Source organism: Halomonas kalidii (assembly GCF_030010475.1).
Taxonomy (GTDB): domain Bacteria; phylum Pseudomonadota; class Gammaproteobacteria; order Pseudomonadales; family Halomonadaceae; genus Halomonas; species Halomonas heilongjiangensis.
In genome coordinates, this window is record NZ_JASCQN010000030.1 from 18,675 (window position 1) to 45,042 (window position 26,368).

The window sequence follows — 26,368 nt, forward strand, 5'->3', positions numbered from 1 at the left end:
GGCAGGGCAGCGATTTCCCTGTCGTTCACAACATGCTGGGAGGCTGAAGCGATGAAACTCCATGCCCGTACTGTGCGTCCGCTGAAGTGGGCCATACTGGCTGCCGCCGCGGCCTGGGCCCTCACCGCCACCGAGAACACGGCAGCCGACCAACCCGGCGAGGGCGTGTCGGTGCAACCGGCCGTGGCGACCTGGACCTCGGCGGTGCCCGTGAGCTGGGTGTTCGTCGAGCTGCTCACGGAACTCGGCTACGATGTGCAGACTCCCATTTCGCTCTCCAACCCGGTCGCCTACCTGGCGATCACCGAAGGCGACGCCCACTACTGGCCCAACGGCTGGTTCCCGCTGCACGACCCGCAGCTCCCGGATGGCTTCCACGATGTTGCCACCCTCTTCGATCCCCACTGCCCGGCCTGCGGCATCCAGGGCTACCTGGTGGATACCCCGTCGATCGAGGAGTACGACATCACCGGGATCAATGACTTCACCCGCGACGAGGTGAAGGCCGCCTTCGACGCCACCGGTGACGGCAAGGCCGACCTGTTCGGCTGCCCCCCGGGCTGGGGCTGCCACGAGGGCATCAACGCCATGCTCGACAAGTTCGAGCTGCGCGACCATATCAACCACGTGGATGCCGGCTACGCCGCCAACTTCGCCGAGGCCCTGTCGCGCATCCAGAACGGCGAACCGGCGCTCTACTACACCTGGGGTCCCAGCGCCTGGCTGCTGTCGCTGGTGCCCGGCGATGACGTGATGTGGATCAACGCCCCGGGCATCGTCGAGGACGAGGCCGAGCGGACCGAGGGTGTCGAGGGCGCAGTCAGCGATCCCGTCGAGATGGGCTTTGTGGCCGCCGATATCCAGGTCGCCGCCAACAACGACTTCCTCGAGGCCAACCCGGCCGCCGCCGAGCTGTTCCGGCAGGTGCGGTTGCCGCTGGAGTGGATCAGCGAGGTGGACGGCGCCATGGACGAACAGAATCTCAGGGACGACGAGGTGCGTCCGCTGGTGGCCGAATGGATCGCCGCCAACCGCGACACCGTGGACGAATGGCTGGAAGCCGCCCGCGGCGCCGCCGAGTAAGGCCGGCCCGACACGACCACGCCTCGGGGCGTGGCCGTGTCGAACCGGGCAAGGCATCACGATTCCACTGACAAGAGCACTACCGAGGAATGACAATCTGTTACTCTCTGAGCTGTCTGCCTCAACCTCGGGATCGGAGCCCCCATGGACTGGAACCTCGCCTATCTCTGGCTGGCCATCGCCCTACTGCTGGGCCTCTCGGAACTGATGTCCGGCGGGCTGGTGCTGCTGGCGCTGGGCGTGGCCGCCGCCCTGACCGCCGGCCTGGCCGCCCTGGAGCTGGCGCTGCCCTGGCAGCTGCTGGGCATGGGCGTGTTCTCGGGGCTGCTGGTGCCGCTGGCGGTGATGGTGATCCGGCCGCGGTTCTCGCCCCGTGGCGTGGCCTACGGCACCACCGGCACCGGGGTGGAGAAGCATCGCACCTACACCACCCTCAAGCGCGACTTCGACGGGGCCACCGGCATCAAGATCAACGGCGACTTCTACCGCCTGCGGGTGGTGGAAACCGGCGCCACCGAGCTGCCGGCGGGTACCCGGGTGACCTTCAAGCGATTCGACGGCACGACTGCCCTCGTCTCGCCCATCCCCCCCGATTCCTCCACGACAAGCGTCTCATCCACACCACACAGGGAGCAGTGAACATGGATCTACCATTCAGCCCGGGCCTGATCCTCAGCCTGATCATCGTCGTCATCGGCATCCTGGTCATCGTCAAGGGGCTGGTGATCGTGCGCCAGTCCGAGGTCTTGGTCATCGAGCGCCTGGGGTCGTTCCACCGGCTGCTCGAGAGCGGGATCAACATCATCATCCCCTTCATCGAGCAGCCCCGCGCCATCACCATGATCCGCTATCGGAAGATGGGCGAGGAGTACCATCCGATCACCAGCGACGAGATCCGCATCGACCGCCGCGAGACAGTGATGGACTTCCCCGGCCAGCCGGTGGTCACCACCGACAATGTCACGGTGACCATCAACGGCGCCCTCTACTACCAGATCATCGACCCCAAGCGGGCCGTCTACGAGGTCGAGAACATGAGCCAGGCGGTGGAGGTGCTGGCCAAGACTACCCTGCGGTCGGTGGTCGGCAAGATGGAGCTCGACAAGCTGTTCGAGTCCCGCGCCGAGGTCAACAACGAGATCCAGGCCGCCATGGAGGAGCCCGCCTCCAAGTGGGGGGTGAAGATCTCGCGGGTCGAGGTGCAGGACATCGCCATGCCCGAGGAGGTGGAGACCGCCATGCGCCTGCAGATGGCCGCCGAGCGCAAGCGTCGCGCCACGGTGACCGAGGCCGAGGGCGAGAAGGCCGCGGCCATCGCCAAGGCCCAGGGGCAGCGCGAATCGGCGATCCTCAATGCCCAGGGCGACAAGGAGTCGGCCATCCTGCGGGCCCAGGGCGAGCAGGAGTCGATCAAGCTGGTCCTCAATGCCATCGGCGACAGCGAGGAGAACAAGCGCACCGTGGTCGGCTACCTGCTGGGCCAGAGTTACATCAAGGTCCTGCCGAACATGGCCGGTGAAGGGGAGCGTGTGTTCGTGCCCTACGAATCCAGCGCCCTGCTCGGCTCGATGGGCATGTTCCGCGAGATGGCCGGCTCCCCGGAAGACGCCGTGGCCAGCCACCTGAGGGCCAACGGCAACCACAGCGGCCTGCGCGGCGGCGTGGTCGGGGGGGCCGCCACGGGCGGCTGAGCGAATGCCGCACGCCGCGAACGCCCGGGCAAGCCCTGGCCGAGCGCGGCGTGCGGCGCGCTGGTGAAGGGCATCGCGGCATCACCGATACTCGTCATGATCCTAGTCATAATCGATATTTCAATAATTCATGAACTCATGTAATGATGAAACACATGAACGATGAGCTGATGGTCAAACGACTCGGCGCCCTGGCGCATCCCGTGCGCCTGGCGATCGTGCGGGCACTGGTACGGGCCGGTCCCGCCGGCCTGCCGGCCGGAAAACTGGGGGAATCCCTGGGCATCGCGCCCAGCGCCCTGACGTTCCACCTGCAGAAGCTGGCCCATGTCGGCCTGGTCAGCTCACGCCGGGAAGGGCAGTTCATGATCTATACCGCGGCTTTCAGCGACCTGCTCGATCTGGCGGATGGCCTGGTGGGCGCCTGCTGTGCCGACACGCCCGAGGCGTGTGGCCCGCGCTGCCCCTCCGCAAGACGGTGACGTCGGCTCGCTCACGCCCATTCGGATCGAGGAGTTCAGCATGAATGATGTCCAACCCTCCGGCCGTTCCTGGCCTCGCGCCATTGGAATCGGGCTGATCGTTTCCCTGCTGACGGCGCTGGTGATGGGTGCCCTGATGGGGCTGGGGGTCTCTCCCTTCCCCCAACCGCCCTCGCTGGCCTTCGCCGAAACGATCCTGGCACGCAGCCTGCCGCTACCCGTCGGCTTGCTGTTCCACACCGTCTACGTGACCTTCTGGTGCGTGGTGTTCGTGCGTTTTTTCCCGCAACGCAACATCAAGACGGCCCTGGGGCTTGCCGCGGCGCTGTGGCTGGTGATCCTGGTGATCTTCTTTCCGGTGGTGGGCTGGGGGATCGCCGGGCTGGGTATCGGTCCCCGGCTGATTCCGGCCTCCCTGCTGCCGCACCTGCTGTTCGGGATCCTGCTGTGGGGGCTGGACGCCTACCTGCCGCGCAAGCCCGCCGACACGACATAGGCCATGGCACCGATGACGCGGATATCCGACGAGAGCACCTGACCGCGGTCCGGGCTCGTGGAACAGCCGTCAGGCCGCGATCCGGACGAGGTGGCGGGACTCGGCGATCAATCGAACGATCTCCCGGTGATCGATCATTCGGGATCTCCTGGCGCAGTGGTCCAGCGATCAACCGACGGGCCGATACCGAAGCGTTCCAGCTGCATTTCCTGCAGGCGGCTCAGGGTGCGCTGGAACGGAAAGGCCAGGTAGCCGCGAGGGTAGAGATCGGGCAGCGCCACCTCGGCCTCCAGGTAGAGCGGCGTGCGCCGGTCATAACATTCGTCGACCAGGGCGATGAAGCGGCGCACGCCGTCGTCCTTGCGGGACAGCGGCGGCAGTTCCCGCTCCCCGGCCACCACGCGTTCGGCGCCATCCTCGGTACCGCGTGCGATGCCACCGACACGATGCGTGTCGCTCAGACGCGGCACCTCGCCGATCAGGACATGGTCGAAGCGGTCGACCAGGGCGATGAAGTCCAGGGCCGCCAGGGGCTGCTCGCACAGATCCACATAGCGGCACCAGACCACCGTCGCGCTGCGGCACCGCACTGCGATGCGGCGATGTCCCAGCTCGATGGGTCCATCGTCGCGTGCCTCGCCCGCGCTCAACCGCTCGAACACCGCGCCCAGCGCACTCGGTCGAGCGGGCGGCTTCACCCAGTAGCGCGGGTGCGCCTTGCCGGGGTGTAGCCGGTGATCGCGGCCGCCATCCAGCTCGACCACCTGCATATGGCGCTCGATGGCGGCGATGGCCGGCAGGAAACGCTCGCGGTTGAAGCCATCGGCATAGAGCTGGTCGGGTGCCTGATTGGACGTGCAGACCAGCGTCACCCCGTGATCGAACATCGCGCCCAGCAGCCGGCCGAGCAGCATCGCATCGGCAATATCGCTGACGAACAGCTCGTCGAGGCACAGCACCCGAACCTCGTCACCCAGTTCACGGGCCAGGGCCGCCAGGGGGTCGGCGGTCCCGCGCAGCTGGAACTGGCGCCGGTGAACCCAGCGCATGAAATGGTGGAAATGCAGGCGCCGGGCCGGCACCCGGAGGCCGCGATGGAAGCCGTCCATCAGCCAGGTCTTGCCGCGCCCGACCGGTCCCCAGAGATAGACGCCCGGTATCCGTTCACTATGCACCGCGTCAGCGTCCCGGTGCACGGCATGGAAGCAGCGCTCGAGCCGGACGGCTGCCGACTGCTGGGCCTCGTCCGCCACGAAACCGTGGCGTTCCACCGCCCGCCGATAGGTCGCCAGGGGCGAGGCCGCCGTCATTCGGCGTCCAGGCGGCGGATCATGATGGTCACGTCTTCGCCCCGGTAGTTCAGCGCCTCGTGATCCTGCCAGCCCAGCCGGCGATACAGCGCCTGCTGATCCGGGGTAAACAGGTAGCAACAGGCGAGTCCGCTCGCGGCCGCCTCGGCCTCGACCCGCCGAACGAGTCGCGAGGCGATGCCTTGCCCCCGCCACTCGGGCGGCACGAACACCGACGCCAGCCAGGGACTCAGCTCGCGGCGCACGCGCATGTCGTCGCTCACCAGGCTGGCCGTGCCCACCGGTGTCTCCCCTCCCATCTCGTCATCGACCAGGGCCACGAACACCGACGGCACCCCGGCCGGGCCGCACTCATCACGCAGCCCCACCCGCCGCGAGGCCCGTGTCTCGCCGGGCGTCAAATGCCCCCACTCGGCATGGGTCCAGGCCGCCACGATGGCGATATGGGACGAGCGGAAGCTCAGCCGTTCGATCCTCAGGGGGGGCGTCATCGTCGTCACTCCGTGGCATGTCGGCCCACGATAACAGAAAGGCCCCGGCCCGCCACCAGGGCGGACCGGGGCCTCACGCCGTCTCGGCGTCAGCCCAGCTGGAAGGGATAAACCGCACCGATTGCGAGGATCCGCGTCAGCTCATCCAGGGCGGCAAGCGTCTCCACGACGAGCTGCGGATCGGCGAGATCCTCCGGCGCCAGGCGGTCGCGATAGTGGCGCTCGACCCAGGCGATGAGCTCACCATGGAGGGCCTCGTCGAGCAACACCCGGCCGGAGAGCGCGGCGCGCTCGGCCTCGCCGAGCACCACCCGCAGCCGCAGGCAGGCGGGACCGCCGCCATTGCGCATGCTCTGCTTGACGTCCTTGACCACCACCTCGGCGATCGGGTTGTTGCCCGCCAGCAGGTGATCCTGGATCGTCCGCCAGACGCTCTCGCGCTCCTGGCACTCGCCGGGCACCACCAGGGTCATGGTGCCGTCCGGGTTGGAGAGCAGCTGGGAATTGAACAGGTAGGATGCCACGGCGTCCTCGAGGCTCACCGCCTCCAGCGGCACCCGTACCGGGATCAAGGGCGTGGCGAGCTTGGCGCGCAGCTCGTCGAGGGTCGCCCGTTCGTCGAGGAAGGCCATCTCGTGGTAGAGCAGCACCGGGCCGTTGCCCACGGCGATGACGTCGTTGTGGAAGACCCCGGCATCGATGGCGTCGGGGTGCTGCTGGGCGAACACCGTCTGCGACTCGCCGAGGCCGTGCTGGCGGGCCACCGCCTGGCTCGCCTCGAGGGTCTGGCGGGCCGGGAAGCGTTTCGGGGCGACGCTCTCTTCCGCCCCCCAGCCGAAGGCCTCGCGGCCATAGACGAACAGGTGCACGCCGGGCTCGCCGTGACCGCCGCAGAGCCGGGTGTGGTTGGCCGCGCCCTCGTCGGAGAAGGCCGGGCTCGCCGGCAGCACCGGGTGGTGGGCGAAGTGGGCATCACTGCGGAAGATCGCCGCCAGCACCCGCGCCGTGGTCGCCGGCTCCAGGAAGCGATGGAAGCTCGACTGCAGGTTGGCCGGGGTGAAGTGCACCCGGCCATCCGGGGCGTCGAGGCTCGGCGTCACGGTGGCGGCATTGGCCGTCCACATGCTCGAGGCCGAACAGACCGCGCGCAGGATCTGCGGCGCCTCGCCCGCCGCCCGGGCCAGCACCTCGGTGTCACTGCCGGTGAAGCCGAGCGAGCGCAGCGCCCCGAGGTCGGGACGCTGCTGGGGCGGCAGCACCCCCTGGGCGTAGCCGGCGTCCATCAGCGACTTCATCTTGGCCAGCCCCTGCAGGGCGGCCTCCCTGGGATTGGCCACCAGCCCCTCGTGGGTCATGGAGGCCACGTTGCCCAGCGCCAGGCCCGAGTAGTTGTGGGTCGGCCCCACCAGGCCGTCGAAATTGACCTCACGGTAGTTCATAACACCACTCCCGGGGGCAGTTGGTCGGGTAGATGCAGGTCTTCACTCTCCATGGAGGCCACCGGATAGGCGCAGTAGTCGGCGGCATAGAAGGCACTGGGGCGATGGTTGCCGCTGTCGCCCACCCCGCCGAAGGGGGCATCGCCGGAGGCACCGGTGGTCTGGCGGTTCCAGTTGCTGATCCCGGCACGGATGCGCAGCAGGAAGTCGTCCCAGTCGGCGCGCTCGCCGCCGATCAGGCCGGCGGAGAGGCCGTAGCGGGTGTCGTTGGCCAGGGCGATGGCCTCGTCCCAGCCCCGGTAACGGGTTACCTTGAGCAGCGGGCCGAAGTGCTCCTCGTCGGGCACCGCCAGGCCGGTGACATCGATCAGCGCCGGTGTGAGCAGGCTGGTGCCCTCCTCCAGGCGCTCCATGCGCGACAGCACCACCCCGCCCAGGGCCTCCAGCTCGTCCTGGGCCTTGAGCAGGCCGTCGGCCGCCCGGGGGCTTACCAGGCCGCCATAGAAGGGGGCCGGCTCCGCGAACTGCCCGGCGACCCGCAGCCGCGAGATGGCGTCGCTCAGCGCATCGAGCAGGCGGTCGCCGACCTGCCCCTCGGGCACGATCAGCCGTCGCGCGCAGGTGCAGCGCTGGCCGCCGGAGAGGAAGGCCGACTGCAGGATGGTCAGCACCGCGGCGTCCTGGTCGGGCACGTCCCTCACTACCAGGGGGTTGTTGCCGCCCATCTCCAGCGCCAGGATCTTGTCGAACTGGCCGGCTAGCTGGCGATGCAGGATCCCGCCCACCTTGGCGCTGCCGGTGAACAGCAGGCCGTCGATGCCGGGGTGGGCCGAGAGCGCCTGGCCCGTCGCGGCCGCCCCCTGCACCAGGTTGATCACGCCGTCGGGAAGCCCCGCCTCCTGCCAGCACTGCAGGGTGAGATCGGCGGTCAGCGGGGTCTGCTCGCTGGGCTTGAACACCACGCTGTTGCCGGCCAGCAGCGCCGGCACCATATGGCCGTTGGGCAGGTGGCCGGGGAAGTTGTAGGGACCGAACACCGCCATCACGCCGTGGGGGCGATGGCGCAGTACCGCCGTCGCATCGCCCAGGTCGCGACGGCGCTCGCCGGTGCGTTCCTGGTAGGCGCGGATAGAGATCGCCACCTTGCCGATCATCGCCCCCACCTCGGTGCGCGCCTCCCACAGCGGCTTGCCGGTCTCGTGGGCGATGGCCGTGGCCAGGTCCTCGCGGTGGGACTCCAGCACCCCGCGGAAGCGCTCCACCAGCGCCTGACGCTCGGCGAACGGGGTGCGGGCCCAGGCCGGAAAGGCTCGGCGTGCCGCGGCCACCGCCGCCTCGACCTGTCCCTCGCTGGCGGCCGCCCCCTGCCAGAGGCGTTCGTTGGACACCGGGTCGTGCTTGGCGAAGTGCTCGCCGCTTCCCTCCTGCCAGTGGCCATCGATCAGCAGTTGCCGTCTCGCCTTCATCACGCCTCCTCCTCGGTATCCAGTATGCGCAGGGTATCGCCCGCGGCGACCTCGAGCCGCCGCGCTTCCTCCTCGCTCAGCGTCAGCACGTCATGCGCGTCGGGCCCGCGCCCCACCCAGGCGGCTCGGAAACCGGCCATGCCGGTGGTGGCCGCCAGCCAGCGGCGGCGGGCGTCGGTGGGTGCGGCACCGGCCTTGACCTCGACCCGGCAGTGGCGCGACACGCGCACGCCGCGCACGTCGTCGATGTAGGCCTCCACCGTGGGGCCGCCGTCGAAGATGTCGATATAGCCCTCCCAGCGCAGGCCCTCCTTCTTCAGCATCGCCAGCGCCGGCCGGGTCTGTTCGTGGACCTGGCCGATGCAGGCCCGCGCCTCGTCCGAGAGGAAGGGCGTGTAGATCGGGAACTTGGGCATCAGCTCGCCGATGAAGCTCTTCTGCCCCAGCCCCGTGAGCTTGTCCGCCTCATCGAAGTCCAGCGGGAAGAAGTGGCTGCCCAGGCAGTGCCAGAAGGGGCTCCTGCCGTGCTCGTCGAAGACGCCGCGCATCTCCGCCAGCACCTTGTCCGGGAAGCGGTCGCGGAACTCGGCCATGAACAGCCAGCGCATCATCGACAGCAGGGCACCGTTGCGCTCGTGGCGACGGTCGGCGCCGCGGTACTCCGGGCGCAGGAACAGCGAGGCGACCTCGGCATCGCCGGTATGGTCGGAGCTCAAGAACAGCGTATCGATGGTGCGATGCATGTCGAGCTGCACCGACGAGTGGGCCAGGGTGCCCAGCCGGTAATGATAGAAGGGCACCTCGCGCCCCACCTGTCCCTCGATGGCACAGCAGCCGGCCAGCTTGCCCTGGTCCTCGTCCTCGAGCACGAAGAAGTAGAGCCGCTGGTCCTGCGGGGTGCGCTCCTCGAAGGCACTCACCGCCAGGGCGATCTTGGCGGCCAGGAAGTCGCGGTTGTCGGGCAGCGAGGTGAAGCCCACGCCGGTTTCCCGGGCCAGGGCCTGCAGGTCGTCCAGGTCGCCTTCGGCGATGGGTCGAATGCGCATCACAGTTCTCCCTCGTCGTAGCCCGGGTCATGTTCCTCCGCCCCCGGCAGGGCGAGCGGCGCGGCGAGCACGGCGCGGCCCTCCTCGACCCCGAGCAGGTCGGCGTGCTCGGGCGAGAGCATCAGCTGGCCGGTGGGCGACAGCGCATAGCGCGTCACCACGCAGCGGAAGTCTGCCAGCTGCTGGTTGGCGACCATGGCCGGCTCGGCATCGGGCAGGGCATGCTCCGGGCGGATGCGCACCGGGTGCCAGGCGGCCCGCCGGAAGCTGGCGAGCCGCTCGCGCTCGCCCTTGATCACCGGGCCGGCGTCGAAGATGTCCACGTGGCGCGAGCGCAGGAAGCCCTCGGCCAGCATCTCGGCCAGGGCCTCCTCATGGTCGGGATGCTCGCGGCCGATGGCGGCCCGGGCCTGGGGGGTGAGCAGCGCCAGGTAGAGCGGGAACTGCGGCATCACCTCGGCGATGAAGCTCTTCGAGCGCACCCCGGCCAGGTAGTTGATCTCCTGGTAGTCGCGGACGAAGAAGTGGCGGCCCACGCTGTTCCAGAACGGCGACTCGCCGCCGTCGTCCAGGTAGCCGGGGAAGGCCATCGCCAGGATGTCGGCGAAGCGCTCCGGGTACTGGGCGATGAACATCAGCCGCGCCCGACGCAGCAGGCTCTCGGCGCTAGTCCCCTTGTAGCGCGGATCCAGCGACAGGGCGCACAGCAGGCTCGCCTCGGAGACCTCGTGGGAGAGCGCCAGGGTCTGCACCTCGCGACGCACGTCGAGCTGCTGCGAGGCGTGGATCAGCGTTTCCTGGCGATAGGTGTAGTAGGCCTCGCGGGCGCCGGCCTGGGCACGCACGGTGGCGGTGCCCACGATCTCGCCGCGCTCCAGGTCCTCGAGCACGAAGGTGTAGTGCTCGTCGCCGGGAAACTCCACCTCGTGGCCGAAGGCCTGGCGGGAGCGGGTGATGCGCTCCTCGAGGCGGTCGCGATGGGCCGGCAGGTTGGTCAACCGCGGGGTGGCGGTCCCGGCCAGCCGCTCCAGGGCCGGCAGGTCCGCCGAGCGGACGGGGCGTACGACCAGCATGGCGGTGCCTCCGGATCGGGATTCGTCGTCAACCATGGCGGAGCTGCGACTCACTGCGCCGCCACCAGCCGCGCCACGGCCCGCTCGAGGCGTGCCATGCCTTCGGCGATGTCGGCCTCGGGAATCACCAGCGACGGCGCCAGGCGCAGCACGTTGGGCCCGGCGATCAGTGCCATCAGCCCCTCCTCGAGGGCCAGCGGCAGGATGTCCTTGGCCCGGCCTTCGTAGTCGGTGGCCATCTCGGCGCCGATCAGCAGCCCCATGCCGCGAACCTCGCGGAACACGCCGTGCTTGCGGTTGATCGCCTCCAGGTGCTCGCGGATGAGGTCGTGGCGCTGCTTCACGCCCGCCAGTACCTCGGGGGTATCGATGAACTCGACCGCCGCGAGCGCCACCGCCGAGGCGAGCGGGTTGCCGCCGTAGGTGGAGCCGTGGGTGCCCAGAGTGAAGACCCCGGCGACGGCATCGGTGGTCAGCATGGCGCCCACCGGGATGCCGCCCCCCAGCGACTTGGCGCTGGTCAGGATGTCCGGCGTCACGCCGTACTGCTGGTAGGCGTAGAGCGAGCCGGTGCGGCCGGCGCCGGTCTGCACCTCGTCGAAGATCAGCAGGGCGTCGTGGGCATCGCACAGGTCGCGCAGTCCCTGGAGGAACTCCGGCGTGGCGGGAATGATGCCGCCCTCGCCCTGCATCGGCTCGACCATCACCGCGCAGGTGTCGTCGTCGATCAGGTCGCGCACGCTGTCGAGGTTGTTGTACTCGCCGTGGACGATGCCGCCCGGCACCGGGCCGAAGCCGGCGGAGTACTTGGGCTGGCCGCCGACGCTGACGGTGAAGAAGGTGCGACCGTGGAAGGACTGCGCGAAGGAGACGATGCGGTGCTTGTGCTCGCCATGGCGGTCATGGGCCCAGCGCCGGGCCAGTTTCAGGGCCGCCTCGTTGGCCTCGCCGCCGGACGAGCAGAGGTAGACCTTGTCGGCGAAGGTGCGCTCGACCAGGCTGCGCGCCAGGGCCAGCGCCGGCTCGTTGGTATAGACGTTGGAGAGGTGCCAGAGCCGGCTCGCCTGCGCGGTGAGGGCCTCGACCAGCACCGGATGGCAATGACCGAGCGAGTTGACGGCGATGCCACCGGCGAAGTCGATGTATTCGCGCCCCTCCTGGTCCCACAGGCGGCTCCCCTCGCCGCGCACCGGTATCGCCTTCTGGGGGGCGTAGTTGGGCACCATGTACTGGTCGAAATCGGCGCGGGTCGGGGTCTGGCTCATGTCGGTCTCCACTCCATCGGTCGGGAATCACTGGATGAGACTCGAGTATAGGGAGCGACGTCGAGGGAAGCTTTCAGCAATGGGACCCCAACTTGTGAAAACGCAGCGGCGAGGGGAGCCGCCTGCGCGACGATCGCCACGCGCCCCTCTCTCCGTGACAGCGTGGCCGGCCGGCAAGAATCGATGGTGGCGCTCAGTCGGCTCGGGACCGCCGCCACTCGCCGGGGGAGCCCGACGCATAGCGCTTCCAGGCGCGCCTGAGTTGCCGGTCGCCGCCCAGCCCGACCTCCTCGGCGATGCGCGCCAGGCTCCAGGGGGTCTCCTCGATCAACTGTCGCGCCAATTGCAGGCGCAGTCGCGCCAGATAGTCCAGCGGCGACATCCCGGCCACCTCGACAAAGCGACGCCGCAGGTGGCGCTCGCTCATCACCGCCACCTCGGCCATGTCCTCCAGGGTCCAGCGTTCTCGCAGGCGCTCGCAGAGGGCATCCTGCAGGCGGTGCATGCGCTCATCGACATGGTTGCGCCCTTCCAGCCAGCCGGCCAGCTGTGGTTCCTGGCCGCTGCGCCGCAGGTAAAGCACCATCTCGCGGGCCACGCCCAGTGCCAGACGATGGCCGAGACGACGGGTCACCCAGTGCAGCATGGTATCAACGCCGGTGGAAATACCGGCGCTGGTCAGCACGGGGCCATCCTCGATGAAGATACAGTCCCCTTGTACCTGGGCCCCGGGCGCCACGCCCCGCAGGCGATCCAGCAAGGTATGGTGGGTGGTGCAGCGACGACCGTCGAGCAGCCCCGCCTCACCCAGCAGCAGCGCCCCCGAGCACACGGCCATCAGCGTGTCGGCGCCGGTGGCCTGGCGCCTCAGCCAGTCGACGCAGACCGGCTGGAAGGCGGGAACGATGCCGCGACGATATTGCCCCGGCACCAGCAACAGATCCCACGACTCGACTCGCACAGGCAGGGGCTCGATGCCCGACAGCGACAGCGGCCCCAGCCAGTCGAGCGAGGCGCAGGGCCCGAAGTAGCGGATCGAGATGCCTTCGCAGTGCCGCTGGGCACCGTGCAGCACCTGCAATGGGCCGACCAGGTCGAGCGGCACCTGGCCGGGGAGCATCAGCACCCCGACCCGGATCGGCCGCCCCTCAGGCGACCCGTGCACGCCACTCCTCGCCCAGGGTGGCGACGTCGACGATGCGCGCAAAACGTCCCTCCAGCACCAGCTCGGTGCGCGCGCGGATCTCCTCGGCGCTCCAGGTCCTACCGGCGCGGTGCATCGGGAAGGTCAGTGTCGCCTCGCTCACGAAGTCCACCGTGAAGCCGAGATCAGAGGCAACGCGGGTGGTGGTCTCGCAGCACTGCTCGGTACGGATGCCGCTGACGAGCAGATGCCCGATGCCGCGCTCGCGCAGCCAGCTTGCCAGTTCGGTATCGGTGAAGGCGTTGTGAGCGCGCTTGTGGAAGGTCGTCGCAGCCGGATCGTCGAATCCCTCGAGCGGATGAATCAGGCCATTCGCGGGATCGAAAGGCGTACCGCTACCCGGCGCTTCGTGGAAGATGCGCACCAGGGGGATGCCGGCCTCCCGGGCGCTATCCAGCAAGGCGCGCTGCCGCTGGCGCCACGGCTCTGCCAGGGCCTCATCCCAGTAGTCGCGGGCGGGGAAGGACGCCTGGACGTCGATCATCAATAGTGCGCTGCTCATCGGCATGGTCTCCGGTGGGGGATGGTCATGCCAGCATAGCGGTCTTCGCGCGTCCCGCTCAGGCCACGAGCGGCTCATCATCGGACATTTTCGGCCATTTCACTATGGTTACCCCAGCCGTTCCTCCCGCGGTGTCATGCCGAAGTGGTTGCGGTAGGCGGTGGAGAAATGCGCCGCCGAGGAGAAACCGGTCTGCAGGGCGATCTCCCCGGCGGGGCGGTCGCTCTCGCGCAGCAGCTTGCGCGCCTGCTGTAGCCGCAGGCCCAGGTAATACCGGCTCGGCACCGCCTGCAGGTACTTCTTGAACAGCCGCTCGAGCTGGCGCCGCGAGATGCCCAGGTGCTCGGCGAGCTCATGGGTGGTGAGCGGCTCCTCGATGTTGGCCTCCATCAGGGCTACCGCCTCGATCAGGCTCTGGGGGGCATGGCCCAGCCGCGAGCGCAGCGAGACCTGCTGGGGTTCGTCACCCATGCGCACCCGCTCGAGCACGAAGTGCTCCGAGACCCGCTCGGCCAGTTGGCTGCCCTGCTGGCTGCCGATCAGGGTCATCATCATGTCCATGGCCGCGGTGCCGCCACCGCAGGTGAGGCGGTCGCGGTCGATCTCGAACAGTTGCTGGGAAAGCCTCACCCGGGGGTAGGCCCGTGCGAAGGCGTCGAAGCGCTGCCAGGGCAGCGTGGCTCGGTAGCCGTCGAGCACCCCGGCCCGGGCCAGCACCTCGGTCCCGCCGCCGATGCCCCCCAGCACCACCCCACGGGTCGCCAGCCGTTTCAGCCACTCGAAGAGGGCCTCGGGCACCCCCGCCGCCAGCGGTCCGGTGGCACAGACCAGCAGCATGTCGAGCCCGACGAAGGCCTCGCCGGCCCGCTCCTGGGCCAGCAGCGCCTGCTGGGAGCTACTGGTCACCGGGCGGGCGTCGAGGCCGAAGGTGGTAAGCCGATAGAGGGTCCGGCCGGCGAGCTGGTTGGCCACCGCCAGCGGCTCGGTGGCACAGGCCTGGGCCAGCAGCGAGAAGCCGGGCAGCACCACGACACCGACATGCCGCGTCAGGGTCGACGTGCGGGAAGGAGATACGGAGTCGGACATGCGAAGCGGAGCCTTGGCCGGGCAAAGGCTTATCTTACCCAAGGCCGGGGCGAACCACAGCCCCGCCTCACAACGGGCCAGGGATCAGGCGCCACCGGACCGGCAGGCCCGGTGGCGGGAGGTCAGTCGCCGACACCACCGCTGAAGATCAGCATCGCCGCCACCACCAGGCCGAGAACGACGATGACGATGGGCAACACGCGATGAAGCCCGTGGGAGGGGGCCTTCGCTTCGGGTTGCTCTTCGTCCGGCTCGGGGTTGTCGTAGTCCTCCGGAGTACGCTGCCCCATCACGTGGTTCCTTTCTTCCTCCGGGGTCTTGCTTTCCCTGGTATCCATACGGACCTCCTGCGCATCCCGTCGTCGATGAGTGGCAGGCGCGTGGCCCGGGAAGACGCCGGGTCGGGAATGCCCGCCTACAGGTTTACGACATCGAATTCCGCCACCGGGTCCACGTCGGCGTCATAGTCCACATCGTCGCGCTCGAACCCGAACAGCTTGAGGAACTCGTGCTTGTAACCAGCATAGTCGGTTATCTCGAACAGGTTCTCGGTGGTCACCCGGGGCCAGAGCGCCTTGCACGCCTGCTGGACGTCGTCGCGCAGCTCCCAGTCGTCCAGGCGCAGGCGGCCCGCCTCGTCGGTGATGAACGCCCCGCCCTGGCCTTCACGCGAATAGAGCCGCTCGCCGAACAGGCGGTTGAGCTGGTCGATGGTACCCTCGTGCAGGCCCTGCTCCTTCATCACCTTGTAGACCATGGCGATGTAGAGCGGCATCACCGGAATGGCGGCGCTGGCCTGGGTCACCACCGACTTGAGCACCGCCACGTTGGCGCCACCGCCGCTGGCCTTGAGCCTGGCGTCGATCTCGCCGGCGGCCCGGTCCAGGTCCTCCTTGGCCTTGCCCAGGGCACCGTGCCAGTAGATCGGCCAGGTGATCTCGGTGCCGATGTAGCTGAAGGCCACGCTGCGCGCGCCGGGCGCGAGCACGCCGGCCCTGTCCAGGGCATCGATCCACAGTTCCCAGTCCTCGCCGCCCATCACCGCCCTGGTGTCCTCGATTTCCTGCTCGGTGGCCGGCTCGACCTCGGCCTCGATGACGATGTCCTTGTTGGTGTCGATGGCGGTGGCGCGGTAGGTCTCGCCGATCGGCTTGAGGCTCGAGCGCTTGAGCTCGCCCGAGTCGGGGAGCTTGCGCACCGGCGAGGCCAGCGAGTAGACCACCAGGTCGACCTGGCCGAGGTCCTGCTTGATCAGCTCGATCGCCGTGTCGCGGGCCTCGTGGGAGAAGGCGTCGCCGTTGATCGATTTGCTGTAGAGCCCCTCGGCCTTGGCGAACTTGTCGAAGGCCGCGGCGTTGTACCAGCCGGCGGTGCCCGGCTTCTTCTCGCTGCCCGGCTTCTCGAAGAACACCCCCAGGGTGTCGGCGCCATAGCCGAAGGCCGCGGTGATGCGAGCGGCCAGGCCGTAGCCGCTGGAGGCGCCGATCACCAGCACCTTCTTCGGCCCGGCACTCTTGTCCAGGCCCCGGGCCCGGGTGGCCTCGATCTGCTCGAGCACGTTCTTCTCGCAACCGACGGGGTGGGTGGTGGTACAGATGAAACCGCGAACCTTGGGTTTGATGATCACGACAGACCTCGCTGATGGGTGTCGGGCATGGCACCTGGCCTCGCCCGTTGATTCGGAGTGACAGTGGGCACATTCTAGCGACCACGCCGCATCCTGTCCGCCCTTGAGCCGCGCGCAACGCTGGGGCAGGATGCTCTTCCCGGGCACGACCTCTTGCTGGAGGCACGAGATGGATGCACAGACCCTGGTCGACGAGCGCGGCGAGCTGTGGCTGACGCTGGCACCGTTGTGGCTCGAACGCGAGCCCGGCGAACGCGACTATGCCCGCATGATCGAGATCATCGAACGTCACCAACTGACGCTGCACGAGCTGGAGTGGATCTTCCGGCTGGAGCTGGCGCCGGTGCTGGCACGCCACCAGATGTCGGTGGTCGGCGAGTGGCGCCACTTCGACGACCACAAGCTGATGAAGCAGTTGGTGGCCCACAACCTGCGCCTCACGGGCTGGCGCCGCAAGAGCTGGGCCCTGTTCTCCGGGCTCACCACGATGATGACGCGTCACCGCTGGAACGAGCTGGTGGTGCGGCTGATGGTCGAGCGCGGCGAGATGCCCTGACCGAACGACCGTCAGGGCTCATCGAGGGCCTTCTCCAGGGCCTCGCGAAGCTCCAACTCGCCGTCCCGGGGCGAGAAACGGCGGATCACCCGGCCGTCGCGGCCCACCAGGAACTTGGTGAAGTTCCACTTGATCAGGGTGGTGCCCAGCACACCAGGTGCCTCGCGCTTGAGTTCCTCGAACAGCGGGTGGGCGTCGGCGCCGTTGACCTTGACCTTCTCCATCAGCGGAAAGCTGACCCGGTACTCCCGCTCGCTGAAGGCGCAGAAGTCCAGCGCCGACTCCGGTGTCTGGTGGCCGAACTGGTTGCAGGGAAAGCCCAGCACGGTGAACCCCCGGTCGCGATAGCGGCGGTAGAGTCGCTCGAGCTCCCGCAACTGAGGGGTGAAGCCGCAGCGACTGGCCACGTTGACGATCAGCAGCACCTGGCCGCGCAGGGCACCGAGGTTGAAGGGCTCGCCGCGATAGTTGCGGCATTGGTAATCGTGAATTGACATGGTCGAAGCTTCAGGGGTGATGGTGTCCACGATGCCACGCCCGCCGGCCGCATGCCAGCCTCGACGGTCCCGGCTCATGGGGCAGAGGATTTCCGGCGCCCCAGCCGCCGGCGCGCTTCGGCCACTCGCCGCGCCAGTCGACGCTGCCGCTCGCGACGCTCCGCGCTCCCCACCGGGGCATAGACGAGTCGCTCGAGATGGCGGGCGCTCTCCTCCAGGGCGGGGCCGGCCGGCCCCGCCCGTGGCGCGATACGCCGCAGGTGCGCCGCCGGGGACTCGCCGGGTTCCGGTCCCAGGCCTCGCCGGGCCAGCCAGGCCTGCAGGGCCAGCAGCAGGCCCCGCTCGTCGCGGGCGCGGCGGTGGTACCGCCATCCCAGCCACAGCAGCCACGCGCCCCCCGCCAGGCTACCCAGGGCGGCCAGCAGGGTCAGCCCGGTCACCAGGGCCCCGCGCCCCGGCGAGACCTCGACGAGCCAGGCCCACAGGCCGCGCAGCCACTCGGAGACGCGCGCCATCAGGGCCCGCCGTGACTCTCGCTGATAGCCGATCACCCCGCGCTGCCAGCGGTACTCCAGGCGCTCCCACTCCAGGCGCAGGCGGTTGACCCAATCCAGCTCGCGCAGGCGCAGCACCGAGAAGGGCGCGTCGGCCAGGAACACCGACCTGCCGTCGCGGATCGCCTGGGGACCCTCCTCGATGCGCTCCGGGGCGATCGCTGCGGTGGGATCCAGGCGCTGCCAGGCCCCGTCCAGCCATACCTCGACCCAGGCATGGGCGTCGTAGTCGCGCACCGTGACATGACCATCCGGGTGCCGCTCGCCACCGAGGAAGCCCGCCACCACCCGGGCCGAAAGCCCCGCCGCCCGGGCCAGCACCGCCATCGCCGAGGCGTAGTGGGTACAGTAGCCGGCGCGGCTCCCGAACAGGAACTCGTCGACCCGGTCGGCGGAGGTCAGCCGGGGCGGGGAAAGCGTGTAGCGAAACGGCGCCTCGCCGAAGCGCGCCATCACCGCGGCGAGGAAGGTGCGAGCGTCACCGTTGCTCTCGCGCCAGAGGCGTTCGGCCAGCTCCCGGGTGCGCGGATTGCCCTCCGCCGGCAGCATGGCGTGCCAGGCGAGGCCGGCGGGATCGGGGCTCGAAGGGGCCGCGCCGCTGCTCGACAGGCGCAGCAGGCTACGCGAGCCCAGCGACGTCAGCCCCTCCAGGGTGCCGTCGGCGAGGAAGCGCTGCCGGCTGTCACTGGCCAGCGGGGTGCCCAGCGAGGGTCGCCAGGGCCGACTGTCGGGCTCGAGCAGCAGCTCGGCGGTGAAACGGGGGGCGCCGCTCGCCTGCCAGGGGGAGCGCAGTCCCTCCCGCACGAAGCGGTCGAGCGGGTGCCCCAGCGCCTCGGCAAGCTCGCGCGGCGCGGCGCGGGACCAGCGCACGCCGTCGAAGTGCGAGAGGGTGTAGACCCGCCAGTAGCGCTCGTAGGGAGACGGCTCGCGCCCCTCGAAGCGCGCCCGGAAGGCCCGGGCATCGCTGCGCGACAGCTCGGCGATGTCGCCGGGGGCGATCTCGTCGGTGAGGCCGGTGGAGGCCCGGTCGACCTGGGGCAGGCTCCACAGTGGCCCGACCCGGGGGAAGGTGACGAACAGCAGCGCCATCAGTGGCGCCGAGAGCCCCAGCAACCAGGCCGTCTCCCGCCAGGCCTGGCGGGCCCCGGTGGCCCCACTCAGCCATACCAGCGACTGTACCAGCCAGCCCAGCGCCAGCAGGGCGCCGCCGGCCATCGGCAGGCTCTGGTCGTGCAGGAAGGCCGCGGTGGCAACGACCATGCCGATCATCACCACCACCCGGGCATCACGACGGTTGTGGGTCTCGAGCAACTTGAGCAGATAGACCCCGAGCAGCAGGCCGATCAGGCCATCCATGCCGTGCAGGGTGCCGAACTCCAGCCACAGTGCCACCAGTAGGCCGCCCACGGCGGTGAGCCGCAGCAGCATGCTGGCCCGCGGCAGGCGTCGCCGCAGCTGCAGATGGCGATAGCCGGCCACCGCCACGGCGAGCCCCACCAGCCAGACCGGCATCCAGGGCAGGTGCAGGGCGAGTACCAGGCACTGGCCGACGAACAGCTGGCGCAGCATCGCTGCACTCAGGGCGCGGCCGTCGGCCAGCACCGCCGGGGCCTGGCCGGGGCGCCGCCGGCGCATCACGTGCCCTCCACCGGGTTCGCCGGCGGCGGAGCGAAGCGCGCCAGCGCCTCGAGGGCCAGCCGCCGCTGGCGAGCCCCCTCGCCCTGGGCCAGGGTCAGGCCGGGCAGGCGCAGGCCATAGCGGTCACCGGCCAGGTGGTGGGCCAGCACCCGGGCACAGAGCACCGAGAGGCGTCGCTCGGCCTCGCCCTGGCAGGCGTCGTAGTCGAGCCACAGCTGCTGGCGCGGTGGCACGCTGAACACCTTGGCGGCGAGCACGCCGGTACGGCTCCACTGCTTCCAGGCCAGGCGCGCGGGGCTGTCGCCGGGTACCGCGCGGCGCAACCCGGCGAAGTCGCCGGCCTCCAGGCCGGCGCCGGCGCGGCGGTGCATCGGCTCGTCCTCGTCGAGCGGTCGGGGATAGACCAGCAGTTGGCCGCCCGGTTCGAGCCAGGCCATCACCCGCACCAGCCCCAGCGGCCAGCGGCTCTCGATGCGCAGCGGCGGAAGCGGCTGTACCCCGCGACTGGGCGCCGACAGCGCCAGGGTCGTCTCGCCCCGGCCCTCGGGCAGGTCCGCCCGTGCCGATGCCCCGCCGGCCCGCAGCGTCAGGGCGGTACGCGGCCGCGTTCCCTCCAGGGTCACGCCGAGGCGCGCCTCGTTGCCGGCGAAGACCTCCTGGGGCAGGCGCAGGGCGACCCTCACCCCGAGCAGGTTGCGCCAGGTGCGCAGCAGCGTCACCACGCCGAGGGCGAACAGCCAGAAGGCCAGCGCATAGGCCAGGCTGTTCTGGTAGTTGATGCCGAACAGCACCAGCACCACCACCAGCCCCGCCCAGCCGAGGCCGAAACGGGTCGGCAGCAGGAACAGGCGGCTCTGCGGCAGGGGCGCCTCCAGCGGTGCCGTCAGGCGACCGAGCCAGCGGCGGCGCAGGCGTTCCCGCCAGCTCGAGGCGACCCACGCCGGCATGGCGACGCTACCCCATCACCGGCACGCGGGCGAGCAGGTGGCGCGCCAGGGCCTCGCCCTCCTCCCGACGCCCACTGCTGAGCCGATGCCCCGCCACCGCCACCCAGACCGCCTGGACGTCCTCGGGCAGCACATGATCGCGCCCCTCGAGCAGCGCCCAGCCCCGGGAGGCCTGCAGCAGCGCCAGCGCGCCGCGGGTGGAGAGCCCCCAGGCCAGCTCCGGATGCTCGCGGCTGGCCGCCGCCAGCGCCTGGACATAGTCGAGCAATGCCTCGGCCACGTGGATATCGCCAAGGCGCGCCTGCCAGGTGCGCAAGCGTTCGGCATCGAGCAGCACCGGCAGCGAGCCCAGCTTCACTCGCCCGGCCTGGCCGCGCAGGATCTCGCGCTCGGCTCGCGGGGCCGGGTAGCCCAGGGAGAGGCGCATCAGGAAGCGGTCGAGCTGGGATTCCGGCAGGGCGAAGGTGCCCGCCTGCTCCTGGGGGTTCTGGGTGGCGATGACGAAGAAGGGGTCCGGCAGCGAGCGGGTCTCGCCCTCCACGGTCACCCGCCCCTCCTCCATCGCCTCGAGCAGGGCGCTCTGGGTCTTGGGGGTGGCGCGGTTGATCTCGTCGGCCAGCACCACGCCGTGAAATACCGGGCCCGGGTGGAAGGTGAAGCGCGCCTCGCGTGGATCGAACACCGACACCCCCAGCACATCGGCGGGGAGCAGGTCGCTGGTGAACTGCAGGCGTTGCATGTCGAGCCCGGTGACCCGCGCCAAAGCCTGGGCCAGGGTGGTCTTGCCGAGCCCCGGCAGGTCCTCGATCAGCAGGTGGCCGCGACACAGCAGGCAACAGAGCGCCAGGCGCACCTCCCGGGGCTTGCCGAGCACCACGCCCTCGAGGGCGGCGACCACCGCCTCGAGACTGTCGAGGCGCGCCTGATGATTCATGATCTCGGCTCCAGGAGGCCGGTCTCGAGCAACGCCTCCAGGGCCTGGCGGGTATCCGGGGTGACCGCCTCCAGGGTCAGGGCCTCGGCGGGCGGCAGCCAGAAGGCGTCGGCGACCTCCTCGGCCTGCAGCGTCAACGGGCCGTCATGATCGACCAGGAAGAGGCTACCGAAGATATGGTGCCCCCCCTCGGCATGGACGAACTCCAGCACATGGCGCAGCGGCACGCCCCGGATGCCGAGCTCCTCGGCCAGCTCGCGGCGGGCCGCCACGTGGACCGCCTCGCCGGCCCCCACCACGCCGCCGGCGGCCAGGTCGAGCCCGCCGGGGAAGACCTCCTTGGTCAGGGTGCGGCGCTGCACGCAGATCTCGCCGCGACCGTTGCACACCACGATGTAGGTAGCCCGGTGCCAGAAACCCAAGCGGCGCATCTGCACCCGGGGGGCGCTGCCACAGGGGCGGTTGCGGGCATCCACCAACTGGATGCTCTCGTCGGCGATGAACGGCACCATCAGCGCTCCGGGCCCTAAGGCATCGGTCATGGCATTCTCCCTGGGAAATGCCTTCAGCCTAACCAGTCACGTCGACAGCGTCACGCGCGGGGATCGCACGTTGACCCCGCCGCGTCCGGCCACCATGCTCGGAAGAGGCAGGCACCACGGAGTTCCCTCCCATGTCCGACCATGCCCCCCGCACGCGGCTGGCCACCCACGAGGTGACCAACCAGCCCGCCCCCGGCGGAGACCGCGACCTGCTGGCCACGGACCTGCCGCTGCAGGAGGCCCTGGACCGCGAGGCCCCCGACTGGGTCGCCCGGCGCCTCGCCGCCCTGGGCCGCGAGGCCGGCAGCGCACGCGTCCAGGCGCTGGGGGAGGCGGCCAACCGCCACCCCCCCGAGCTGCGGCTCTTCGACCGCCATGGCCGGCGCCTCGACGAGGTGGCCTACCACCCCGCCTACCACGAGCTGATGCACCTGGCCATCGACCACGGCTGGCACGCCGTGGCCTGGCAGGAGGAGGGCCGCGGCGGCCATCAGGCCCATGTCGCCGCCCTCTACCTGCTGACCCAGGCCGAGCCCGGCTTCTGCTGTCCGATCACCATGACCCACGCCGCCATGCCGGTGCTGCGCCAGTCGTCGCGCCTGGAGACGCGCTGGGCCACCGGGCTGCTGGCCTGGGACTACGACCCCCGCCCCCTGCCCGCGGCCGACAAGAGCGGACTGACCTTCGGCATGGCGATGACCGAGAAGCAGGGCGGCAGCGACGTGCGCAGCAATTCCACGCGAGCCGAACCCCTCGCCACCACGCGAGCCGAGTCCGGGGAGGATGGCTGGCGGCTGACCGGCCACAAGTGGTTCTGCAGTGCGCCGATGTCCGACGCCTTCCTGACCCTGGCCCGCAGCGACGAGGGCCTGGGCTGTTTCCTGGTGCCACGCTTCACCCCCGACGGCGAGCGCAACGCCATCGAGCTGCAGCGGCTCAAGGAGAAGTGCGGCAATCGCGCCAACGCCTCGGCGGAGATCGAGTATCGCGGGGCCTGGGCCGAGGCGGTGGGTGAGCCGGGGCGCGGCGTCGCCACCATCCTCGCCATGGTGCAGCAGACCCGCCTGGATGCCGCCACCGCCCCGGTGGGCATGATGCGCCAGGCGCTGGGCGAGGCGTGGCGCCACGTACGCGAGCGCCACGCCTTCGGTCGCGCCCTCGCCGAACAGCCGCTGATGCGGCAGGTGATCGCCGACCTGGCGCTGGAGGTAGAGGCCGGCGTGGCGCTGGTGATGCGCACGGCGAGGGCCTTCGACGGCATGGACCAGGAGCACGAACGCGCCCTGGCCAGGGTGCTCCCGGCACTGGCCAAGTACTGGCACAACAAGCGCGGGCCGGGCTTCATGGCCGAGGCCATGGAGTGCCTCGGCGGCATCGGCTACGTGGAGGAGGCGCCGCTCGCCCGGCTCTACCGGGAAGCACCGGTGAACTCGATCTGGGAAGGGTCGGGCAACGTGATCTGCCTCGACCTGCTGCGTGTGCTCTCGCGCCACCCGGAGGCGGTGGCCGCGCTGCGCACGGAGCTCGCCCGGGCACAGGGTCGACAGGCCGACTTCGACCGCGCCCTGGCCGGACTCGAGCGCGACCTGGCCCGCCCCGCGGAGGAGCTCGAAGCCCGGGCCCGCTGGCTCACCCAGCGCCTGGCCCAGTGCCTGCAGGCCGCCCTGCTGCTGCGCCACGCCCCATCCGAGGTGGCCACGACCTTCTGCCGCGCCCGGCTCGGCGACGAGGCCGGGCCGGCCTACGGGGTGTTGCCCGGCGACGCGCCGCTGCCCTCGATACTGGCGCGGATCGGCAGTTGAGTGCGGGCCAGCGCGGGGATCGCCTCCGCCGGCACCGGCCGCGACAGGCCGAAGCCCTGCACATGGGTACAGCCGAAGCGCTCGAGCAGCGCCAGGCAACCCAGCTCCTCGACCCCTTCGGCCACCACGCGGATACCCAGCCGGCGGCCGAGCAGGGCCACCGCCTCGACGATGGCGGCGTCCTGGGACTCCTCGTGTAGATGGCGCACGAAACTGCGATCGATCTTCAGTTCGCTGATCGGCAGCAGTTGCAGGCGCGAGAGCGACGAGAAACCCACGCCGAAGTCGTCCACCGAGACCTCCATGCCGCTGAGGTGCAGGCGAGCCGCGACCTCGCTGCCGAGCAGCTCGTCGTCCATGGCCGCGGTCTCGGTGATCTCGAGCACCACCGGCGGCGGCTCCCCCGGCGCGCGGTGCCGGGTCAACGCCACCAGGTCGGGGCTCATCAGGTCATCGGCGGTGACATTGACCGACAGCGACAGCGCGAGCCCCATGGTGCCCCACTGCTCGGCATCGGCCAGGGCCTGCTGCAGCACGTGATGCGTCAGGCGCTTGCTCTGGGCAGGCGTCAACAGCGGCAGGAAGCTCGCCGGCCCGATCAGCCCGATCTCGGGATGGGCCCAGCGCACCAGGGCCTCGACCCCGCTGAGGCGGCCCGAGGCGAGTTCGAACTGGGGCTGGTAGTGAACGGTGAGTTCCCCCCGCACGAGGGCCTGCTCGAGCTCGTCGCCGGTGAAGACCGGGTCGCCCTCGACCTCCGCCGGCGCCTCGCGACCGACCCGCAGGCTGCCGAGACGCTGGCGCAGCTCGGTCAACCGCATGGGCTTATCCAGCGACCCCAGCATCTGCAGCCCCAGGGTCTGGCCGACTCGCTCGGCGATGCGCACGATCTTGCGCTCCACCCCGCTGAGCAGCAGCACCCGCCCGCGGTAGTCGCACTCGGCCAGCAGGTGCAGCATGGCGATGCCGTCCAGTTCCCCGAACTCCAGGCCCATGATCACCAGTTGTGGCTGACAGCGGGCGATCTCCTCCAGCAACGGGGTCGCCTGACGGTAGTAGCGGCTCTCCATGCCCAGTACGTGAAGCTGTAGTGACAGGACGGCGGCCACGTCGGGGTCCGCTTCCAGGACCACCGCCAGCGCCTGCGTCTCGCTCGACAGTTCGCTCATCGACAGGATTTCCGGTCAGGCAATAGTCCCGAGCGTAACACCGACACCGGGCGGCAACACCTTGCGGCAGTTGTCCGACATCAACGTTTTCGTCATGCGCCGCCGAGCGGCCCCGCCACCACCCTCAGCGCCAGGGCCAGCAGCAGCACCCCGGTGAGGCGATTGATCCAGTGCGCCCGGGCCTGCAGCCAGGGCAGCACCCGGGAGTGCGACAGGCTCACCGCCACCAGCACGTACCAGCCACCATCGATGAGCATCGCCGTGAGCACGATGACGGCCTTCGCCGCAACGCTCATCTCCGGGGTGACGAACTGGCTGAGCAGGGCGACGAAGAACAGGATCAGCTTGGGGTTGCCCAGCGCCACCAGCACGCCCTCCCGGGCTGCCTGGCGCTGGGTGGTGGCCATGGCGGATGCCTCGAGGGCCCCGGCACGCCCGGCGCGCAGCGCCTTGATGCCGAGCCAGGCCAGGTAGCCGGCCCCGATCCAGGTGATCGCCTGAAACAGCGGCGGAACACGCACGACCAGCGCCCCCAGGCCCCACACGGTCAGCAGCGCATAGAAACCGACGCCGCACGCATGGGAGACCGCCGCCACCACGCCCGGGGCGCGTCCGCCGCCCAGGGTATGGCGCAGCACCAGGGCCAGGCTGGGACCCGGCGACATGGCGCCCATGGCACAGATCGCCACCAACGAGATCCAGAGGGAAAAGGGCATGTCGGCTCGCTTTCGGGTGGTGTCAGCGGTGGAACTGCTGCTCGCGCTCAGGCTGCCACAGGATGGCATCGATGCGCAGCCTGATCTCGCCGCCGACGGGCAGCGGCCAGTCGATGATATCACCGATGCGCAGGCCGATCAGGCCGGCCCCCACCGGGGCCATCACCGAGATGCCGTCCTCGGTGCCGGCCAGCGCATGGGGATAGACCAGGGTGCGGATCATCTGGCGGTTGCGGGTCAGGTCGGTGAACTGCACCCGACTGTTCATGCTGACGACATTCTCGGGTATGTCCTCGGGGTCCAGCACCTCTCCTCGCTCGAGCTCCTCCTCGAGCAACTCCGCCACGGCCAGATCCTTGTCGCCGGCCTCGTCGATGAGACGCTGGAGGCGCTCGGCGTCGAGCCGATTGATGATGATGGGGGGACGGGACGACATGAGACCTCCTTGAACGCCCGGCCAGCGGTCCGGGCGCCATAATGGTGATATGACGGCATCAACCAACAAAAACAGCCCCCCACCCGCGAGAGGTGAAGGACTGGTGTCTTCTTGCATCATAGGGCCTCGGTACCGGCTTTGATAGCCCCACTGGGGAGTTACAGCCGTCAGGGAGGAGCGAAATGGACGATCTCTGGACACGCACCCGCCAAGTTAGCGAAGCGGCCCTGGCCAGCAGTGCGCTGCAGCCCATCGCCACCTGCATCGGTGCTATCGGGAGCTGCTCGAGGCGCTGCGGCGCGCGGGGCTGATGCGG

The 26,368-nt window shown here is 69.8% G+C and carries 27 protein-coding genes; 7 read left to right on the forward strand and 20 right to left on the reverse strand.

Going from position 1 to position 26,368, the window contains the following annotated elements; translation table 11 throughout:
- The first annotated feature begins 51 nt into the window (after positions 1-51).
- The 5 genes from proX to QLQ85_RS07810 all read left to right on the forward strand — a co-directional run bounded on the left by proX (position 52) and on the right by QLQ85_RS07810 (position 3,752).
- Positions 52-1,083 (forward strand): glycine betaine/L-proline ABC transporter substrate-binding protein ProX, encoded by a 1,032-nt coding sequence (proX, locus tag QLQ85_RS07790; protein ID WP_282738473.1) that lies wholly within the window; start codon positions 52-54, stop codon positions 1,081-1,083.
- 144 nt (positions 1,084-1,227) lie between these two features.
- Entirely contained in the window at positions 1,228-1,722 is a 495-nt protein-coding gene (locus QLQ85_RS07795) for an NfeD family protein (protein WP_282738474.1), read from the forward strand.
- Positions 1,723-1,724: 2 nt separating this feature from the next.
- Positions 1,725-2,774: an SPFH domain-containing protein gene (locus QLQ85_RS07800; RefSeq protein ID WP_282738475.1), complete on the forward strand. Its 1,050-nt coding sequence runs from the start codon at positions 1,725-1,727 to the stop codon at positions 2,772-2,774.
- A gap of 155 nt (positions 2,775-2,929) precedes the next feature.
- Positions 2,930-3,256, forward strand: coding sequence for an ArsR/SmtB family transcription factor (locus tag QLQ85_RS07805; protein WP_240569067.1), 327 nt, complete (start codon positions 2,930-2,932; stop codon positions 3,254-3,256).
- A 40-nt stretch (positions 3,257-3,296) separates the two neighbouring features.
- Positions 3,297-3,752 carry a hypothetical protein gene (locus tag QLQ85_RS07810; RefSeq protein ID WP_282738476.1) on the forward strand — a complete coding sequence of 152 codons (456 nt, stop codon included), beginning with the start codon at positions 3,297-3,299 and terminating at the stop codon, positions 3,750-3,752.
- A gap of 134 nt (positions 3,753-3,886) precedes the next feature.
- Here the strand turns inward: QLQ85_RS07810 and zapE are convergent, their stop codons facing one another.
- From zapE to fabV, 12 genes are all read right to left on the reverse strand, one after another.
- Positions 3,887-5,062, reverse strand: a complete 1,176-nt coding sequence (gene zapE / locus QLQ85_RS07815; protein WP_282738477.1) for a cell division protein ZapE — start codon at positions 5,060-5,062, stop codon at positions 3,887-3,889.
- Positions 5,059-5,553: a GNAT family N-acetyltransferase gene (locus QLQ85_RS07820; RefSeq protein WP_282738478.1), complete on the reverse strand. Its 495-nt coding sequence runs from the start codon at positions 5,551-5,553 to the stop codon at positions 5,059-5,061. Before QLQ85_RS07820 ends, zapE begins: the two co-directional genes overlap by 4 nt.
- Positions 5,554-5,642: 89 nt before the next feature.
- Positions 5,643-6,992, reverse strand: a complete 1,350-nt coding sequence (gene astB / locus QLQ85_RS07825) for an N-succinylarginine dihydrolase (protein WP_282738479.1) — start codon at positions 6,990-6,992, stop codon at positions 5,643-5,645.
- The gene (gene astD, locus QLQ85_RS07830) at positions 6,989-8,458 is read right to left on the reverse strand and encodes a succinylglutamate-semialdehyde dehydrogenase (RefSeq protein WP_282738480.1); all 1,470 of its coding nucleotides are present in this window, start codon (positions 8,456-8,458) and stop codon (positions 6,989-6,991) included. Before astD ends, astB begins: the two co-directional genes overlap by 4 nt.
- Positions 8,458-9,504, reverse strand: a complete 1,047-nt coding sequence (gene astA, locus QLQ85_RS07835) for an arginine N-succinyltransferase (protein ID WP_282738481.1) — start codon at positions 9,502-9,504, stop codon at positions 8,458-8,460. Before astA ends, astD begins: the two co-directional genes overlap by 1 nt.
- Positions 9,504-10,577: an arginine N-succinyltransferase gene (locus QLQ85_RS07840; protein ID WP_282738482.1), complete on the reverse strand. Its 1,074-nt coding sequence runs from the start codon at positions 10,575-10,577 to the stop codon at positions 9,504-9,506. Before QLQ85_RS07840 ends, astA begins: the two co-directional genes overlap by 1 nt.
- Positions 10,578-10,627: 50 nt before the next feature.
- Complete coding sequence (locus tag QLQ85_RS07845; RefSeq protein WP_282738483.1) at positions 10,628-11,842, reverse strand: aspartate aminotransferase family protein; 1,215 nt, start codon at positions 11,840-11,842, stop codon at positions 10,628-10,630.
- Between the two features lie 193 nt (positions 11,843-12,035).
- Positions 12,036-13,007 carry a GlxA family transcriptional regulator gene (locus QLQ85_RS07850; protein ID WP_282738484.1) on the reverse strand — a complete coding sequence of 324 codons (972 nt, stop codon included), beginning with the start codon at positions 13,005-13,007 and terminating at the stop codon, positions 12,036-12,038.
- Positions 12,991-13,548 (reverse strand): isochorismatase family protein, encoded by a 558-nt coding sequence (locus QLQ85_RS07855; protein WP_407650367.1) that lies wholly within the window; start codon positions 13,546-13,548, stop codon positions 12,991-12,993. The genes QLQ85_RS07850 and QLQ85_RS07855 overlap by 17 nt, the downstream gene beginning before the upstream one ends.
- Positions 13,549-13,656: 108 nt before the next feature.
- Positions 13,657-14,634: a GlxA family transcriptional regulator gene (locus tag QLQ85_RS07860; RefSeq protein ID WP_282738486.1), complete on the reverse strand. Its 978-nt coding sequence runs from the start codon at positions 14,632-14,634 to the stop codon at positions 13,657-13,659.
- Positions 14,635-14,756: 122 nt separating this feature from the next.
- Positions 14,757-14,972, reverse strand: coding sequence for a hypothetical protein (locus tag QLQ85_RS07865; RefSeq protein WP_282722819.1), 216 nt, complete (start codon positions 14,970-14,972; stop codon positions 14,757-14,759).
- Between the two features lie 77 nt (positions 14,973-15,049).
- Entirely contained in the window at positions 15,050-16,261 is a 1,212-nt protein-coding gene (fabV, locus tag QLQ85_RS07870; RefSeq protein ID WP_282738487.1) for an enoyl-ACP reductase FabV, read from the reverse strand.
- A 169-nt stretch (positions 16,262-16,430) separates the two neighbouring features.
- Between fabV and QLQ85_RS07875 the strand changes: the two genes are divergently transcribed.
- Positions 16,431-16,817 (forward strand): DUF7079 family protein, encoded by a 387-nt coding sequence (locus QLQ85_RS07875; RefSeq protein ID WP_282722816.1) that lies wholly within the window; start codon positions 16,431-16,433, stop codon positions 16,815-16,817.
- Between the two features lie 11 nt (positions 16,818-16,828).
- Here the strand turns inward: QLQ85_RS07875 and QLQ85_RS07880 are convergent, their stop codons facing one another.
- From QLQ85_RS07880 to QLQ85_RS07900, 5 genes are all read right to left on the reverse strand, one after another.
- Positions 16,829-17,314 (reverse strand): glutathione peroxidase, encoded by a 486-nt coding sequence (locus QLQ85_RS07880; protein WP_282738488.1) that lies wholly within the window; start codon positions 17,312-17,314, stop codon positions 16,829-16,831.
- A gap of 74 nt (positions 17,315-17,388) precedes the next feature.
- Positions 17,389-19,503, reverse strand: coding sequence for a DUF3488 and transglutaminase-like domain-containing protein (locus QLQ85_RS07885; RefSeq protein ID WP_282738489.1), 2,115 nt, complete (start codon positions 19,501-19,503; stop codon positions 17,389-17,391).
- Positions 19,503-20,453: a DUF58 domain-containing protein gene (locus QLQ85_RS07890; protein WP_282738490.1), complete on the reverse strand. Its 951-nt coding sequence runs from the start codon at positions 20,451-20,453 to the stop codon at positions 19,503-19,505. Before QLQ85_RS07890 ends, QLQ85_RS07885 begins: the two co-directional genes overlap by 1 nt.
- Before the next feature lie 7 nt (positions 20,454-20,460).
- Complete coding sequence (locus QLQ85_RS07895; protein ID WP_282738491.1) at positions 20,461-21,387, reverse strand: AAA family ATPase; 927 nt, start codon at positions 21,385-21,387, stop codon at positions 20,461-20,463.
- Positions 21,384-21,929, reverse strand: coding sequence for an NUDIX hydrolase (locus tag QLQ85_RS07900; RefSeq protein ID WP_282738492.1), 546 nt, complete (start codon positions 21,927-21,929; stop codon positions 21,384-21,386). The genes QLQ85_RS07895 and QLQ85_RS07900 overlap by 4 nt, the downstream gene beginning before the upstream one ends.
- 131 nt (positions 21,930-22,060) lie before the next feature.
- Between QLQ85_RS07900 and QLQ85_RS07905 the strand changes: the two genes are divergently transcribed.
- Positions 22,061-23,731, forward strand: coding sequence for an acyl-CoA dehydrogenase family protein (locus tag QLQ85_RS07905; RefSeq protein WP_282738493.1), 1,671 nt, complete (start codon positions 22,061-22,063; stop codon positions 23,729-23,731).
- On the opposite strand, the gene QLQ85_RS07910 is transcribed toward QLQ85_RS07905, so the two are convergent.
- From QLQ85_RS07910 to rnk, 3 genes are all read right to left on the reverse strand, one after another.
- The gene (locus tag QLQ85_RS07910; protein WP_282738494.1) at positions 23,671-24,900 is read right to left on the reverse strand and encodes an EAL domain-containing response regulator; all 1,230 of its coding nucleotides are present in this window, start codon (positions 24,898-24,900) and stop codon (positions 23,671-23,673) included. The two genes, QLQ85_RS07905 and QLQ85_RS07910, sit on opposite strands and share 61 nt — an antisense overlap.
- 92 nt (positions 24,901-24,992) lie before the next feature.
- The gene (locus QLQ85_RS07915; protein ID WP_282738495.1) at positions 24,993-25,616 is read right to left on the reverse strand and encodes a LysE family translocator; all 624 of its coding nucleotides are present in this window, start codon (positions 25,614-25,616) and stop codon (positions 24,993-24,995) included.
- Positions 25,617-25,638: 22 nt separating this feature from the next.
- Positions 25,639-26,052 carry a nucleoside diphosphate kinase regulator gene (gene rnk / locus QLQ85_RS07920; protein ID WP_282738496.1) on the reverse strand — a complete coding sequence of 138 codons (414 nt, stop codon included), beginning with the start codon at positions 26,050-26,052 and terminating at the stop codon, positions 25,639-25,641.
- Positions 26,053-26,368 lie beyond the last annotated feature (316 nt).